The sequence below is a fragment of the Pseudoalteromonas sp. L1 genome (genome assembly GCF_021728095.1).
Lineage (GTDB): Bacteria > Pseudomonadota > Gammaproteobacteria > Enterobacterales > Alteromonadaceae > Pseudoalteromonas.
Genome location: NZ_JAKKCT010000001.1, coordinates 52,382 through 66,459, shown reverse-complemented (window position 1 = coordinate 66,459; position 14,078 = coordinate 52,382). Strand labels below are relative to the sequence as shown.

14 protein-coding genes are annotated in these 14,078 nt (G+C 42.3%); 5 read left to right on the top strand and 9 right to left on the bottom strand.

Annotated features, from left to right (window positions below; genetic code table 11):
* Positions 1-193: 193 nt before the first annotated feature.
* From gltX to proB, 4 genes are all read right to left on the bottom strand, one after another.
* Positions 194-1,678 (bottom strand): glutamate--tRNA ligase, encoded by a 1,485-nt coding sequence (gene gltX, locus L3V38_RS00295; RefSeq protein WP_237118024.1) that lies wholly within the window; start codon positions 1,676-1,678, stop codon positions 194-196.
* A gap of 80 nt (positions 1,679-1,758) precedes the next feature.
* On the bottom strand, positions 1,759-2,118 hold the full coding sequence (locus L3V38_RS00290; protein WP_062569547.1) for a glutathione S-transferase N-terminal domain-containing protein: 360 nt from the start codon (positions 2,116-2,118) through the stop codon (positions 1,759-1,761).
* 68 nt (positions 2,119-2,186) lie between these two features.
* Positions 2,187-3,155, bottom strand: coding sequence for a GGDEF domain-containing protein (locus L3V38_RS00285; RefSeq protein ID WP_130149587.1), 969 nt, complete (start codon positions 3,153-3,155; stop codon positions 2,187-2,189).
* Between the two features lie 64 nt (positions 3,156-3,219).
* Entirely contained in the window at positions 3,220-4,323 is a 1,104-nt protein-coding gene (gene proB, locus L3V38_RS00280) for a glutamate 5-kinase (protein WP_237118023.1), read from the bottom strand.
* Between the two features lie 122 nt (positions 4,324-4,445).
* Here proB and L3V38_RS00275 point away from each other — a divergent pair, with 122 nt between their 5' ends.
* On the top strand, positions 4,446-5,393 hold the full coding sequence (locus tag L3V38_RS00275) for a DMT family transporter (protein WP_237118022.1): 948 nt from the start codon (positions 4,446-4,448) through the stop codon (positions 5,391-5,393).
* On the opposite strand, the gene L3V38_RS00270 is transcribed toward L3V38_RS00275, so the two are convergent.
* Genes L3V38_RS00270 through pdsO form a run of 3 tightly spaced genes read right to left on the bottom strand, consistent with a single transcriptional unit; the run spans position 5,300 to position 8,639 of the window.
* The gene (locus tag L3V38_RS00270; RefSeq protein WP_237118021.1) at positions 5,300-5,887 is read right to left on the bottom strand and encodes a class GN sortase; all 588 of its coding nucleotides are present in this window, start codon (positions 5,885-5,887) and stop codon (positions 5,300-5,302) included. The genes L3V38_RS00275 and L3V38_RS00270 overlap by 94 nt on opposite strands.
* The gene (locus L3V38_RS00265) at positions 5,875-7,875 is read right to left on the bottom strand and encodes a marine proteobacterial sortase target protein (RefSeq protein WP_237118020.1); all 2,001 of its coding nucleotides are present in this window, start codon (positions 7,873-7,875) and stop codon (positions 5,875-5,877) included. Before L3V38_RS00265 ends, L3V38_RS00270 begins: the two co-directional genes overlap by 13 nt.
* 26 nt (positions 7,876-7,901) lie before the next feature.
* Positions 7,902-8,639, bottom strand: coding sequence for a sortase-associated OmpA-like protein PdsO (gene pdsO / locus L3V38_RS00260; protein ID WP_237118019.1), 738 nt, complete (start codon positions 8,637-8,639; stop codon positions 7,902-7,904).
* Positions 8,640-8,858: 219 nt separating this feature from the next.
* Here pdsO and pdsR point away from each other — a divergent pair, with 219 nt between their 5' ends.
* From pdsR to L3V38_RS00240, 4 genes are all read left to right on the top strand, one after another.
* Positions 8,859-9,548, top strand: coding sequence for a proteobacterial dedicated sortase system response regulator (gene pdsR / locus L3V38_RS00255; protein ID WP_193987727.1), 690 nt, complete (start codon positions 8,859-8,861; stop codon positions 9,546-9,548).
* Positions 9,548-11,674: a proteobacterial dedicated sortase system histidine kinase gene (pdsS, locus tag L3V38_RS00250; protein ID WP_237118018.1), complete on the top strand. Its 2,127-nt coding sequence runs from the start codon at positions 9,548-9,550 to the stop codon at positions 11,672-11,674. Before pdsR ends, pdsS begins: the two co-directional genes overlap by 1 nt.
* Positions 11,675-11,789: 115 nt before the next feature.
* Entirely contained in the window at positions 11,790-11,951 is a 162-nt protein-coding gene (locus L3V38_RS00245; protein WP_157066206.1) for a hypothetical protein, read from the top strand.
* Between the two features lie 50 nt (positions 11,952-12,001).
* Positions 12,002-12,211: a hypothetical protein gene (locus L3V38_RS00240; protein WP_062569538.1), complete on the top strand. Its 210-nt coding sequence runs from the start codon at positions 12,002-12,004 to the stop codon at positions 12,209-12,211.
* Between the two features lies 1 nt (position 12,212).
* Here L3V38_RS00240 and L3V38_RS00235 read toward each other — a convergent pair whose 3' ends face one another.
* Together L3V38_RS00235 and L3V38_RS00230 are read right to left on the bottom strand one after the other, a co-directional pair.
* On the bottom strand, positions 12,213-12,713 hold the full coding sequence (locus tag L3V38_RS00235; RefSeq protein WP_237118017.1) for a DUF1543 domain-containing protein: 501 nt from the start codon (positions 12,711-12,713) through the stop codon (positions 12,213-12,215).
* Positions 12,714-12,733: 20 nt separating this feature from the next.
* Entirely contained in the window at positions 12,734-14,077 is a 1,344-nt protein-coding gene (locus tag L3V38_RS00230) for a sigma 54-interacting transcriptional regulator (RefSeq protein ID WP_237118016.1), read from the bottom strand.
* Between the last annotated feature and the right edge of the window lies 1 nt (position 14,078).

The following is a 14,078-nucleotide window of genomic DNA, read 5'->3' as shown; positions in this document are numbered from 1 at the left end:
ATAACCAGTAATTATTTAAATCCTCGCTTGCAGCCACCTTATACTGCTACTTAAGTTGTTTCTACAAGTGATAAATTGTTCATATTTAATACTAAACAAGTAGTATTATATTTCAATGAAAAAAAGAAGAAAGTTTGATTTAGATACAAAAAAGCCGAGCGATGCTCGGCTTAAAATAGATTACCTAGTAAAACTATGCTTGCGGATAATCCCGATAAGCACGCTCAATATTTTTCGCTTGCTTTTTCGATACACCAATATGCGCCAATGCAACACGTAAGCGAGCACGAGATAGGTCAGAGCCTAAAATTTCCATCGCATCAAGTACTGATGTTGATGAAGTCTTCCCTGTGATAGCCACAAAGATTGGCTCAAGAAAGTCTTTAATCTTCAATTCATGGAAAGTTGCAACCGCTTTTGCAATCGCAAAAATCTCTGACTTCTCCCAGCTACGTAAGCCTTCTAGTTGCCAGATAAAGAACTGTAATGCTTGACGAGTTGCATCTTCACCCGCTTTACCCGCTGTTAATAGCGCAGGGTCATAGCTTGGAATACCACCCACAAAGTGACCCGCAAGGTCAACCATGTCAGAAAGCGTATTAATACGTGTTTTTGCTTCTGGTAATACTTTAGCGAATAGCTCAGTATTAAATTTCCAATCAACAAAACGTTGCATTAGTTCTTCGTCAGATAAGTTCTCACGGATCCACATACCGTTTAACCAGCTAAGCTTATCCACGTCGAAAATTGGGCCACCTAGCGACACACGTTTCATATCAAAGTGTTCAATCATCTCTGCTAAGGTGAACTTTTCACGCTCATCTGGCATTGACCAACCCATACGGCCTAGATAGTTTAATAGCGCCTCTGGTAGGTAACCCATTTCTTTATAGTAATTGATTGACGTTGGGTTTTTACGCTTCGATAATTTTGACTTATCAGGGTTACGAAGTAACGGTAAGTGGCCAAGTACAGGCGCTTCCCAACCGAAGTCTTCGTATAATTTTAAAAGCTTAGGCGCTGAGTTGATCCACTCTTCACCACGGAAGATGTGGCTAATTTGCATGTGGTGATCATCAACAACGTTAGCAAGGAAGTAAGTTGGGAAGCCATCTGCTTTAAGTAGCACTTGCATGTCTACATTTTCCCATGGGATCTCAATTTCACCACGTAAGTAGTCGTTAAACTTAAACGTGCCCTCACTTGGGATCTTCATACGTATAACGTAAGGCTTACCTGCTTCAAGATTCGCTTTGATTTCGTCTTCAGAAAGATTTAAACCACGACCATCGTATTTAGGGCGTAGGCCTTCGGCCATTTGCTCTTCACGCATTTGGTCTAGCTCTTCGCTGGTTGCAAAACAGTAAAATGCTTTACCCTGTTCAACTAACTGATGCGCAAATTTCTTATATAAATCGCTACGCTCAGATTGACGGTATGGACCAAACTCACCGCCCACATCTGGACCATGATCCCAGTTTAAGCCTAACCATTGTAAGCTATCCATAATAGCTTGCTCTGATTCTGGCGTACTACGAACTTGGTCTGTATCTTCAATACGTAACACAAACTCACCGCCTTGCTGCTTAGCAAAACAGTAGTTAAATAATGCGATGTATGCAGTACCTAGGTGCGGGTCACCTGTTGGCGACGGAGCAACACGGGTGCGAATTGTCATGGTTATATCTCTCAAAAGACAATTAAAAATTTGCCCAAATGCTAGCACAGCACGGGCTATAATCGAAGTGAAAAGCCGCTTTACGCAGCGACTTTATCTAAATAAGCAATGATATCGTTTGATTCGTACAACCACGTTACTTGGCCGTTTTCTTCAATACGTAAACAAGGTACTTTAATTTTTCCACCCTGCTCGTGTAACTCTTGACGAAATTGCTGGTTACCTTTCGCATCACGGGTTTCAATGGCTAGGCCTTGACGCTTAATAGCACGGCGTACTTTTACGCAAAAAGGACATGCTTTGAATTGGTATAATTTAAATTGCGATGTCACTGAATCAAGTGCAGCTTGCTCAGCCGCAGGACGTTTTTTACTGCGTGGTGTAAAAATAAAATCAAAGAATAAAATAATGCGACCGAGTAACCAACGAACAAACTTCATGTAAAATCTCATACTGATTAAAATTGATGGTGGGCAATTTTAACACAGCAATAATCGCGACAACAGATTCAAAAAAGCTCTATTGAGTCATCAGAGCGTTTGCTATCTTGAATCCCAAGCTCAGCGTACGATGTCACCTGATTACGACCATTATTTTTAGAATGATATAGTGCAACATCTGCTTTTTGAACAAGGCTTGCGACCATTTCAAACTCACAAATAGGTAAAAAACCGCAACTGACGGTTAGATTTCCAACTTGAGGAAAAGGATACTCTGCCACACAAGCACGAAAACGATTAAGTGCATTGCGCGCATCAGTTTCATCAGACGCTTGAAACAAAACAGTAAATTCCTCACCACCGTAACGAAAAACATAGTCTTCAATGCGAAAATTATTTTTAAGCAATTGGGCTACCAGTAAAATAACTTCATCACCAATAACATGACCAAAATTATCATTAACACGCTTAAAATGATCAATGTCCACCATCGCCAGATACCAGTGAGGATGGTATTGATGATCTTTTGGCTCAAGTGTCGCTTCTGCTGCGATATCAATCACCTTTTTATCAAAGGTTTGTCTATTTAATAACTCAGTAAGGGGATCTAATTTAGACTTGTGTAGCAATGACAATTGGTTAGCATAGATATTTAGCATATAAATGGCTAACATACTTGAACGCTCTGAAAGCTCTTTTTCAGACTCTATCACCAGCACCCCCATCACATTTCCTATATGGTAAATAGGCACATAGGTAGAAATAACCCCATAATTGCGGCTAATGCGAATTTTGTTGCGACTGACTTTCTCTATTAACTCACTTACTTCATGCTCATTTAACTCTTCAATAACTGAGTCTTTGTTAAGTAAACGAGCTGGTAGCCCTGGTTTGAATAACTTGTTCACATAAATAGCGAACCGTGAAAACTCTTCAAGCTCCGTCACCGCATTGATAAGCGCCTGATCAAGTTCAGGCTCTTCTTCTTGTTGCGTTATTGAGATTATCCAGTCATGTCCGCAAGCGTTTGCTGGCATTTAGAAAGCCCTCTAAACTAACTATAACTTTAGTCTAGTTAACTTTATAAAAATTACTAAAAAACTATAGTAAAATCATATCATCTCTGTGAATGACTTCGCTGCTAGGTGCAAATGCAAGCAACTGAGTAATTTGCGATGAATGGCAGCCTTTAATTTGATCAATTTCTTGGTGATTAAAATTAACAAGACCTTTAGCAATACACTGTCCTTGATTAGACACTACTTCTATCACATCACCGCGCTCAAACTGTCCTCGCACAGTCTTTACACCTTTTGCTAGTAAGCTCGCGCCACGCTCTTTAAGCGCAAGGCTTGCACCATCATCAATCACTAATTGCCCCGTACTTTTAGGCCCTGCAAGTAACCACTTTTTGCGGCCATCTTTTGGTGCAGTGAGCTTTAAAAAACGTGTACCAGGAAGCTTGTCGGCCATGCAATTTAAAATCACATTTTTACCAGCACCTTTGGCAATGATCACCTCAACACCCGCGCGACGTGCAATATCGGCAGCTTGCAGCTTGGTTGCCATACCTCCGGTACCAAGTGTTGTACCACTGCCACCAGCAAGCTCTCTGAGTTCATCATTAATATGCTCAACTTCGTTGATAAGTGTTGCATTGGCATCAGAGCGAGGATCGCCTGTAAATAGCCCTTCTTGGTCAGTTAACAGTAACAGCTTTTCTGCATTCGCTAAAATCGCGACTAAAGCAGATAAGTTATCGTTATCACCGACTTTAATTTCGGCGGTGGCCACGGCATCATTCTCGTTGATAATTGGCACCACATCATGCGCAAGTAGCGCATTTAAGGTATCGCGGGCATTTAAGTAACGTTCACGGTCTTCTACATCGGCGCGAGTCAGTAGCATTTGCCCAACATTCACACCATATAAAGCAAACAAGCTCTGCCAAATATGAATAAGCTGCCCTTGACCAATTGCGGCCAGCATTTGTTTTTCAATCAAAGAACGGCCACAGGGAGTAACTAGTTGCTCACGCCCAGCAGCAACCGCGCCACTTGATACTAAAACAACCTGATAATCCTGTTTTTTTAATTCGCAACATTGGCGAACAAGTTCAACCATGTGTGCTTTATCTAATTTGTCTGTACCGCCAGTCAATACACTCGTACCTAGCTTAACAACAACGACGTGTGGCCTTTGCATGTGCGTTTTAAAGTCTGTAATAAATAATAGGGAATTTATATATACCAGTTAACAGTTTTTGAACAAGTAAAAAAAATTCATGCTAGGATCACGCTCTCGTTTTTTACTCAATATCGACACCTATGCCAGCCAGTATATGCTTAATTATCGCGACCTTTTTATGGGGTAGCTCTTACATTGCGTTAAAGCACGCAATCAATATTTACGACCCTGTGTTAGTGATTTTTTTAAGAATGCTAACCACATTACTGATTTGCTTATGTTTATGGCGATATGTGATCCGCTTTGAGTTTAAACAAGGTGACTGGAAGTATTTAATTGGGATGTCACTGGCTGAGCCTTGCTTTTATTATTTATTTGAGGGGCATGCCCTAGAGTACACGTCAGCATCGCAAGCTGGGGTTATTGTCTCTTGTTTACCAATTATCGTTGCTATTTTGGCGTTCTTAATATTAAAAGAGTACATCAGTAAAGCCATTGTCGTTGGTTTTACCTTATGTATTGGTGGCAGTATTTTATTAACGCTATTATCACCAAGCACTGAGCAAGCCCCTAACCCTCTGCTTGGTAACTTTTTAGAATTGATGGCGATGGTGTGCGCGGCATTTTATACCGTGAGTGTAAAACACTTAGTCGCTCGTTACTCGCCGCTTACCTTAATTGCAATTCAAGGGTTTAGTGGTAGTTTGTTCTTTGCGCCTTTTTTATTTTTCATCGAACTACCGAGCGAAAATCAGCACGATTTAAGTGCCCTACTGAGCATTTTATATTTAGGCTCATGTGTCACGTTAGGTGGCTATGGCATGTACAATTACGCCATCAGTAAAGTGTCGGTGTTAACCGCTGCCGCCTACTCTAATCTTATTCCAATTTTTGCGTTAATTTTGTCAGCCATTCTACTAGGCGAGGTGCTGACTGTTTGGCAATGGGTGAGTATTGCAGTGGTATTTGCAGGTGTTATTGTTAGCCAACGTCATCAAGAGCTCAAAGTTGAAGTAGACGACGATAATTTATCAGCCGATACCAATAGCCTAAACTCAGTGCCTGACGCTAACGAGTCAAAAGGGTAACAGGTTAATAAATAAAGGCCTGATTGCGCTAAAAAGCCCTGTTCGCTTTGATGAATAACATCAATGCTGCGAACTTGATAGTGTTCAATCTGGCCATTTTGCAACTGCATAGAGAATTGTTCACCTACTGCGACATGTTTTAAAAATGCAAAGTGGGTGTCGTTATGGCCCGCAATCAACACCCCTTTTGTGCTGCCAAGCTCTCCACTTGGCAAAAAATGCCCAGGGGCAAACGCAAGGTTTCGCCCCGACGCACCAGCAAGTACTGTTAACTCTTGCTGCTGGCTTGGCCAATTTATCTGTGCGGTGACATAACCATCGGCGTAAAACCATGGCCTTACTTGCTCATTAGGACTTTGCAAAGCTTGCTGCCAAGCCGACTCAATTAGCGCCTGAGCAAGCCAAGCTTTCGCCTGCATATATCCACCATTCACAAACAATGCGATGCCAAGTAAGGCGCTGCATACTGGCAGCGCTTTTTTTAGCGTCGCCATTGCCATAACCACGAAAAAGCGAGTAATAGTAGCCCGACTAGCATAAACACGCGGCTTTGTCCGTCGGTTTGCGGTAGCGTCATACCGTTAGGTAGTTTGTTGTGTACTTGCATTGAACGCTCTGCAATCTCATTACCCGCATAGTTATCAACCGCAATAAAGGCAGTAAAAGGGCTAAGTAAATGGTGCAGAAGTGCTAATGTCTCAACTTCTGCGCGTACCGCATCCTTTTCATTATAAAGCAGTAGTGACTTAATTTTTTGTCTTGCCCAGAGCCTAGCGATACCTTCGCCGTTTGCGGCATTGGCCGTTGCTAAGTTAATGGTCATGGGTCCTGAGTTTGTTTGCCCTTTTAACGTTAAGTGCTGACTGCCATCAAGCTTTATGGCAACCAAAACCGGCTCTGAAAAATACAAGTCAGGTAATGGCGATGGCCAGTATTCAAGTGCAGCGTTGTTGCCTTCAAGAGCAAGCTCTGTAACAGCAGGATGTGCCAGCTTATCAAAAAGCAGCTGCATTTTTGGCTGTACTTGGCTGGTGCTACTAATAAAAGTGAAAGTACCACGGCCAATATCAGCCGCTCTTGTCATAAAAAAGCTATTAGGCGCACTGCCAATACCCACAGTAAAAAGCCTGCTATCACCTAAGTCAGATTGAATTTGCTTAAATAACTGCGTTTCGTTACCCACACTGCCATCGGTTAAAAATACCACTTGGCGTACAAAGCCATCATGCTGTTTACCATCAAGTACCTGCGTCAGTGCTTTTGCGATTTCGGTGCCACCATCGGCTTGTAAACCATAAATAAAGCGCTCAGCGCGGCGAATATTAAAATCATTAGCAATCATCGGCGTGTCACTTAATCGCGAGACTTCGTTATCAAAACCTATGATATTAAAGCTGTCGTTTTCATCCAGTAACGATAAGGCATAAAACAAGGCCTGCCTTGCCTGCTCCATAGATTGACCATGCATTGAACCTGAAGTATCAACAACAAACACCATTTCGCGAGGCAGCCGTGCTTGCGAGGTAAAGTGATCGCTTGGCGGCACTAGCATTAATAAGCCATACTCTTGCCCTGCGACTGTTTCGGTAAAAAATGCAGCCTGTGAGTGAGCTTTATCAAGGGGCTTAAATGTTAGCTCAAAGTCTCTATCCATCGGAATGTCACGATTAAGCGATAATTGATAACGGCCAAAACTCGGGTTATCGACTTGCATACCGTCTAAGTTGGCGTTGATGTAACTAAGCTCTAGGCCAATATCCATCGAAATAGCAAGGTTTAGGCTCGCATCAGACTCTTGGCTTTTAGCATGGTGAAAAACAGGTTTTAGCCACGCTGATGCCACTTGCGCTTTATTAGCCGCTGGTTCACTCTGTTGTTCTGTGTCTTTTTTTTCTAGATACGTTTTTTGCTGTAATTCTGCCGTTAAAGGTTCGTATCGCGGCGTAATAGTGGTCGGAAAACGCAACGAAAACACACCATCACGAAAGCCGATGATCTCTTGGTATTGCAAAGTAATTTCAATTTCTTCACCGGCTCCAAGATTTGCCACATCAGTAGAGAAAATATTAGCACGTTGCTGACGCACTAAAGCGGCGCGTTTACCCTGCTTTTGAGCTTGTACAAATTGCTGTTCAGCCTGCTGCTTAAGGGCAATATTGCCTGTGATAATGCGATCACCTATTTGCATTTGCATGGCATGCACAGCACTTTCATAAGGTAACGGAAACACATAGCGAGCATTGACAGCAAATGGATGCGGGTTTTGATAACGCTGTTTAACAAAAACATGATTAATCAGCCCCGTGAGTGTCATAGTGACATCGTTTTTCACTAATAAACCCGACGACACTTGGCTATTTGAGTCATCATAAAAACGCAGTTCGGCACTGGCATTAGCAGCGAACACAGGGTTAACAGCATAACCTAACAGCAGGATAAAAAGGCTCATATACATGAGCCTTTTGGTGCGTTTACTCAACATAATTAGTCACTCCATCGACCGATGAATTAGTGGTTACTTTGCGCTGTACGCAAACTACTTTGTGTCACAGGGCGCGTCGTCAATGTTACGCGGCGGTCAAAGATGTTGTCTTCGTAGTTATTTGAATCAGCAACACTTTGCTGCTCACCAAAGGCGGTTGCGGTTAAGCGGATATGCGGCACGCCTTGTTTAATTAAGTAGCTTTGCACAGCATTAACACGCTGTTTTGAAAGCATTAAATTAGCCAACTCATCACCACGCTGATCTGCAAAGCCATTTAAGTCGATAGCCAGATTTGGCTGGGCAATCAGTAACTGAGCTACTTTGTCGAGTTGATTAGCAAAGTGCGGGGCAATTTCACTAGAGCCAGTTTTAAACTGCACCGTCATGGCTAGTAAAGTATTAAGCTGGGCTTGCAATAACTGCTCTTTTTCATCCGCTAATAGTTCAAGCTGCTCACTTAGGGCGGCGTTATCAGCAATCACTTGTTGGTAATCAGCGGTTTGCTCTTTCATTACGACTAATGCGTGAGCTTGTTCATCAATGGTGTTTTCTGCCGCTTCTTTTTCACCAATTAAGCCGCCAGCAAATGCCCCCACAAACGCGCCAATTGGACCACCTACTAAGCCGCCAACAACGGCACCAGCACTAAGGCCTATCGCTGTTTCTTTTGGTGTATCTTGCTTTGTTTGATTTGCAGCAACCGCATACTGTGTTGTTGATAAAGCAGTGGTAATGACAGCGGCAATAATTAATTTTTTCATGGTTTAATCCTTTTTGTACTTAATTGCTTGGCAACATTGGTTGGTGTTGCGAACTTGGTATGGAGCTATTAAAACAAGTCGAAATGGCAATAAAGGGGATCAAAAAAGGCAAACTGCTGAGCAATTGTGGCAGAAAAATGGCAATCGCATTTTTGCCAGTACGCAAGGCAAAAAATTAGGTATAGTTCGCTGTAGAAAGAATTTAAGTAAGTATTAACAATGAAGAAAATAGCAATCGTTGAAGATGAAACAGCAATCCGCGAAAACTACACAGAAATGCTCAGCGCTCAGGGCTATCAGGTTGTAGGCTTTGCTGACAGAGCCAGTGCTGAACTGGCATTTAATCAATCTTTACCAGATTTAGCCATTGTTGATATTGGCCTTGGCCATGAAGTAGATGGTGGTTTTTTACTTTGCCAAACCCTACGCAGCCTTTCTAAAACCTTACCGATTATATTTTTAACCGCCCGCGATAGCGAAATTGATACCGTGTGTGGCCTGCGCATGGGTGCCGACGATTACTTAACCAAAGACATCAGCATGGCGCATCTTGCTGCTCGCATTGGCGCATTGTTTAGACGCCTTGATGCCTTTGATCAACCCGCTGATCAAACCGCTCTTTTACATCGCGGCCCGTTAAAGTTAGATACCCAGCGCATGCAGGTTTTTTGGCAAGAGCAACTGGTTGATTTAACTGTGACAGAATTTTGGATGGTACATTCACTTGCACAGCGTCCAGGCCATGTAAAAAGCCGCAACGAATTAATGAGTGATGCGAAAATTTATGTTGATGACAGTACTATTACCTCACACGTAAAACGCATTCGTAAAAAGTTTATTGCTTTAGATGATGCATTTGACTGCATTGATACCGTTTACGGTATGGGTTATCGCTGGGAGCAAGCTTAATGCTGCGTTTGGGGCTTAGAACTAAGTTTATTTTCTTATCCTGCTTTTTATTTTTATTGCCTTGGCTTGGCTATGAATATGTTTGGGAAATGGAAAAGTTCTTAAGGCAAGGACAAGAAAAAACCTTAGTGGGCACTACCCGTGCACTCGCCACCGCATTACATGAGCGCCCTGCTTTGTTTGACTCGCAAACCAACTTTTTAGATCAAGTGGTAAAAGGCCGAGACTTATATGCTTACAACCTAAATAACCCCATTCAACTTGATGGCAAACTGTCGGAGTGGCAGCCTTATCAAAGCTTATTTTGGCATTACGACAAGCGCTACTTACAGGGGTTAAATAATGATCATCAAGATAGTGATCTAAGTTTTGATCACATGGTAGGCAAATACGAAAACTACCTTTATGCGGTGTTTAAAGTCGCAGACAGTTCCCTTGTATATCGTGCTAAAAATGTGCTTAGCTTTACCCGCAATGATCACTTACAGATCATGTTAAAAACACCTGAAGGTGAATTTAAACGTTATGTGGTAGCTGCTCGTCAAGATGGTTGGGTCAATGCCTTTGATGCTATAACACAAGAGCCGGTTACTAAAATCCAAGGCTATTTTAAAAGCACCGACACGGGGTATAACATAGAGCTGCGTTTTCCGCTTTCGATGTTAGGTAACAAGCTCGGTTTTGCGATTGAAGATTGGGATGAAGGCAAAGCTGAGCCTCAGCTTATGTCGACCTCAAACCTACAAAACCCCAATGATATCGGCTCAGTTTTAGTGCCGTCACCAGAAATTAACCGTATTTTGAAAGGCATGGGTCACAGTGGTAGTCGAATATGGGTCGTAGATAACCATCATCGTGTACTTGCGCAATCAGGCTCAATTCATCATGCTGATGGCGTTTGGGCAGATGGCCTTAAAGATGCGCCTGCAACAACGTGGTGGCAACGCTTTGAGCAAGATTATTTGCATCCTCTTTACTATAAAATATTAACTCGCCCAGAAAATGAATTTATTGATACCTTACATGATGTCGCCGCGATGCAAGGCACTCACATAGCCAGTGCTTTAAATGGTAAACCCGCATCATCATGGCGTTTAACCCCAGATAACAAAGCCGTTATTTTATCTGCCGCCTACCCTATTTGGATCCAAGATAAAGTGATTGGTGCAGTAATCGCAGAAGAAACCACCAATGGCGTGCGCACTCTGCGTAATAAGTCGCTAGAGAAGCTCTTTAATGTCATTTTAGCGGTGATGCTTGTTGGCACTGTGACACTGTTCTTTTTTGCGTCACGAATTTCCAGCCGTATTCGCCGCCTGCGTGATAATGCCGAACAAGCCATTGATGCCCAAGGGCGGATCACCGGCAAAATAACCTATGCCGATTCGAATGATGAAATTGGTGACCTTTCTCGTAGCTTTGCCAATATTGTTAGTCGTTTAAGTGGTTATACTGATTACTTAGAAAATATGTCATCACGACTTTCCCATGAACTACGCACGCCTGTGGCTGTTGTTCGCTCATCACTTGAAAACTTACAAATGCAGCCACAATCTGAACTAAGTCAAAAATATCTCGACCGTGCCAGTGAAGGGGTTGAGCGGTTGGGTAAAATTATTACCACCATGAGCGAAGCAACGCGTCTTGAACAAAGTATTCAAAGCGCCGAAGCTGAAGAATTTGATCTGACCAAGGTGATCACCGGCTGCATGCAAGGCTATCAAATAACCTACGGTGAAAGTCTATTTACCTTGTCGCTTTGTAAAGAGCCGTTAAATGTCAGTGGCGCACCAGAGTTTATTGCCCAATTGCTTGATAAGCTCATCAACAATGCACTTGAGTTTAAAACTCCACAAAGCACAATTTCCGTTAGCTTAATCAAGCAAGAGCAACATGCATTATTAAAAATTAGCAACCAAGGACCTCTGCTACCTGACGGTTTAGTTGAACACATTTTCGACTCAATGGTCTCGGTGAGAAGTCAGCACCATCAACAGCAGCCTCACTTAGGCTTAGGTCTTTATATTGTAAGGCTTATTTGCGATTACCATCACGGTAAAGTAGCCGCTGAAAATTTAGATGATGGCACGGGTGTTGTGTTTACTGTGGAGCTGCCTATTAAATAAGCAAATTTGTGTTACATATGATTACAGTTTAATGACGCATTATTCACCGATAATTCAGCTTCAACTGCTTAGTATTTGTCGTATAAATGGCAAATTCGACATTGAGGGGGGTATCATGCAGTCTGGATTACAACGCGAGGAAATAGAGTTTATTATGGGACTGTATAATTGTAATGATACAGCCGACAAACCAGTAAAACCTAAAAAGCCAGTAAAAAAAGCGGCCAATAAAAAAATTGATGCAGCGCAATATAAGTCACCAAGTTATTTGACCTAATCAATCTTAGCTCATTACAATAGCGCACCTTTGCAATGTGACGCTTTGTTATGAAAAAACACTCTCCAAAAAAAGAACTGATCTTACTACCTGTTTTATTCGTCGCTATTCTACTTTGTGTCGTAGGACACTTCTTACTTCAGCCAAATTATCAAGACAATCATACAGTAGAGTATTTACTTGCGGCATTGCCTTTTGCTTTATTTGGCCTAGTGATTATCGCCTTTAAAATTGCTAGTAAAAGCGATAATCAGGATTAGTTTATAAAACGTGATAACCAAACCAATCCGGTTTCATTGCTTGTGATTGTCCGCTTGGGGTTAATTTGATTGATAAGTTACTATCGAGCAAGTCAATCGCGAAACAATCATCGACATCGTATAAATCATCCTTATGAAGGTGGCTTAACCCTGCAAGTAAAGACTCTTTTGCACGTTGTTTAGCTTCTTCACTGCTGCGTGCAACATAAAGTGCAAAATCATGCTGCTCTGCCAACCTATCAGCACGATAGGCACCTAGATTCACAAAATATAGTTTTTCAGGTTGTGAATGCGCTTCTTCAACAACCTCTACCTTGTATCCATCAATGTGCTGGATTTGCATGTAACTATCCATGTGCACATTGTTTTTATCACCGACCCACTGTGCTTTTAATTTTGAGTATGTTTGTTCAATCGTAGTTCCCACAACAAATCGCACATCATGCATTTCTATGTGGCAACCTTGAATACGTCCACCAAGGTAGACTAAAAAAAGCGACATGAATTTTCCTTATGCTAGCTCTACATTAAGTTTTCGACATTAATGTTGTGTTTTTTTATTAACTTATAAAAATCTGAACGGTTCCGTTTTGCAAGCTTAGCGGCCTCTGCGACATTGCCGGCTGCCATCTTTAAGGTATTGATTAGATAATCTCGTTCAAACTCTTTTTTCGCATCATTCAGCGAAAGTGGTTCCGCAATACTTACATTACTATTGAGTGCAGACTCCACCAGTTGAGCAGAAATAACTCCGCCTGGCGTCAAGGCTACAACTTGTTCAATCACGTTTTGTAGTTGGCGAATATTACCTGGCCAATCATACCTCACTAGCGCATGCATCGCATCGCTTGCAAAGCGTTTTTCGTCTTGATTCATGCGCCTTGCTATCTGCCCTGCAAAATGCTGTGCCAACAAGCTTATATCTTCACGGCGTTCACACAGAGGTGGTAGCTTTAAATTAACAACGTTCAATCGATAATAAAGATCTTCCCTAAATTGTTGGTTATTTATCGCTTCGGGAAGGTTTTTATGGGTGGCAGATACAACTCTGACATCAATTGGAATTTCTTCTTGGAAGCCAACAGGGCGAATCGTTTTCTCTTGTAATACGCGTAATAACTTCACTTGTAAGTTCAGTGGCATATCACCAATTTCATCTAAAAACAGTGTGCCGCCTTGTGCTTGCTGAAATAAACCTTGATGATCTTTCACAGCCCCTGTAAACGCGCCTTTTTTATGCCCGAATAATTCCGACTCTAGTAGCTCACCGGGTACTGCACCGCAGTTAATCGCCACGAATGGACCGTCACTAACGTGACTATGCTGATGGATCGCTTGCGCAAGTAGTTCTTTACCTGTGCCACTGGCACCAGATATGAGTACGTTAACCTGTGTCGGCCCTAGTAGCTTAACCTGTTCAAGTAAATGCAGCATCGCCCCGCTTCGCGTCACGATATTGGTTTGAGTTGGCGCTTCTTCGCCATGCACTCCATGGATCTCTATTGCTTTTGCTAAGCTGTCAAATAACTCATCTTTATCAACGGGCTTTGTGATAAATGCAAAAATTCCCTGCTTTGTCGCCTCGACTGCATCTGGAATCGAACCATGCGCTGTCATCATAATGACAGGCATAGATGGGTAGCGGCTTTGCAACTGACGATGCAGCGCCATTCCGTCCATTTCGTCCATTCTTAAATCGGTAATTACCGCGTCGTAGGTTTTATTTTTAAGCTCTTGAAGAGCCACAATGCCACTTTCAGCAGTACTCACTTGATAGCCTTTAGACTCGATTCTTATTGCTAACAGCTTTAATAAACTCGCGTCATCATCCACTAGTAACACGCGAGGTTTACTTACTTCATTCATA

Excerpts from the sequence above, each read along its gene's own strand:
- pdsO (WP_237118019.1), bottom strand. The coding sequence starts at position 8,639 with ATGAAAAAATTAATTATTGCCGCTGTCATTACCACTGCTTTATCAACA.
- pdsR (WP_193987727.1), top strand. The coding sequence starts at position 8,859 with ATGAAGAAAATAGCAATCGTTGAAGATGAAACAGCAATCCGCGAAAAC.
- L3V38_RS00235 (WP_237118017.1), bottom strand. The coding sequence starts at position 12,713 with ATGTCGCTTTTTTTAGTCTACCTTGGTGGACGTATTCAAGGTTGCCAC.
- gltX (WP_237118024.1), bottom strand. The coding sequence starts at position 1,678 with ATGACAATTCGCACCCGTGTTGCTCCGTCGCCAACAGGTGACCCGCAC.
- L3V38_RS00245 (WP_157066206.1), top strand. The coding sequence starts at position 11,790 with ATGCAGTCTGGATTACAACGCGAGGAAATAGAGTTTATTATGGGACTG.
- L3V38_RS00240 (WP_062569538.1), top strand. The coding sequence starts at position 12,002 with ATGAAAAAACACTCTCCAAAAAAAGAACTGATCTTACTACCTGTTTTA.
- L3V38_RS00265 (WP_237118020.1), bottom strand. The coding sequence starts at position 7,875 with ATGTTGAGTAAACGCACCAAAAGGCTCATGTATATGAGCCTTTTTATC.
- L3V38_RS00285 (WP_130149587.1), bottom strand. The coding sequence starts at position 3,155 with ATGCCAGCAAACGCTTGCGGACATGACTGGATAATCTCAATAACGCAA.
- L3V38_RS00270 (WP_237118021.1), bottom strand. The coding sequence starts at position 5,887 with ATGGCGACGCTAAAAAAAGCGCTGCCAGTATGCAGCGCCTTACTTGGC.
- L3V38_RS00290 (WP_062569547.1), bottom strand. The coding sequence starts at position 2,118 with ATGAAGTTTGTTCGTTGGTTACTCGGTCGCATTATTTTATTCTTTGAT.
- L3V38_RS00230 (WP_237118016.1), bottom strand. The coding sequence starts at position 14,077 with ATGAATGAAGTAAGTAAACCTCGCGTGTTACTAGTGGATGATGACGCG.
- L3V38_RS00275 (WP_237118022.1), top strand. The coding sequence starts at position 4,446 with ATGCCAGCCAGTATATGCTTAATTATCGCGACCTTTTTATGGGGTAGC.
- pdsS (WP_237118018.1), top strand. The coding sequence starts at position 9,548 with ATGCTGCGTTTGGGGCTTAGAACTAAGTTTATTTTCTTATCCTGCTTT.
- proB (WP_237118023.1), bottom strand. The coding sequence starts at position 4,323 with ATGCAAAGGCCACACGTCGTTGTTGTTAAGCTAGGTACGAGTGTATTG.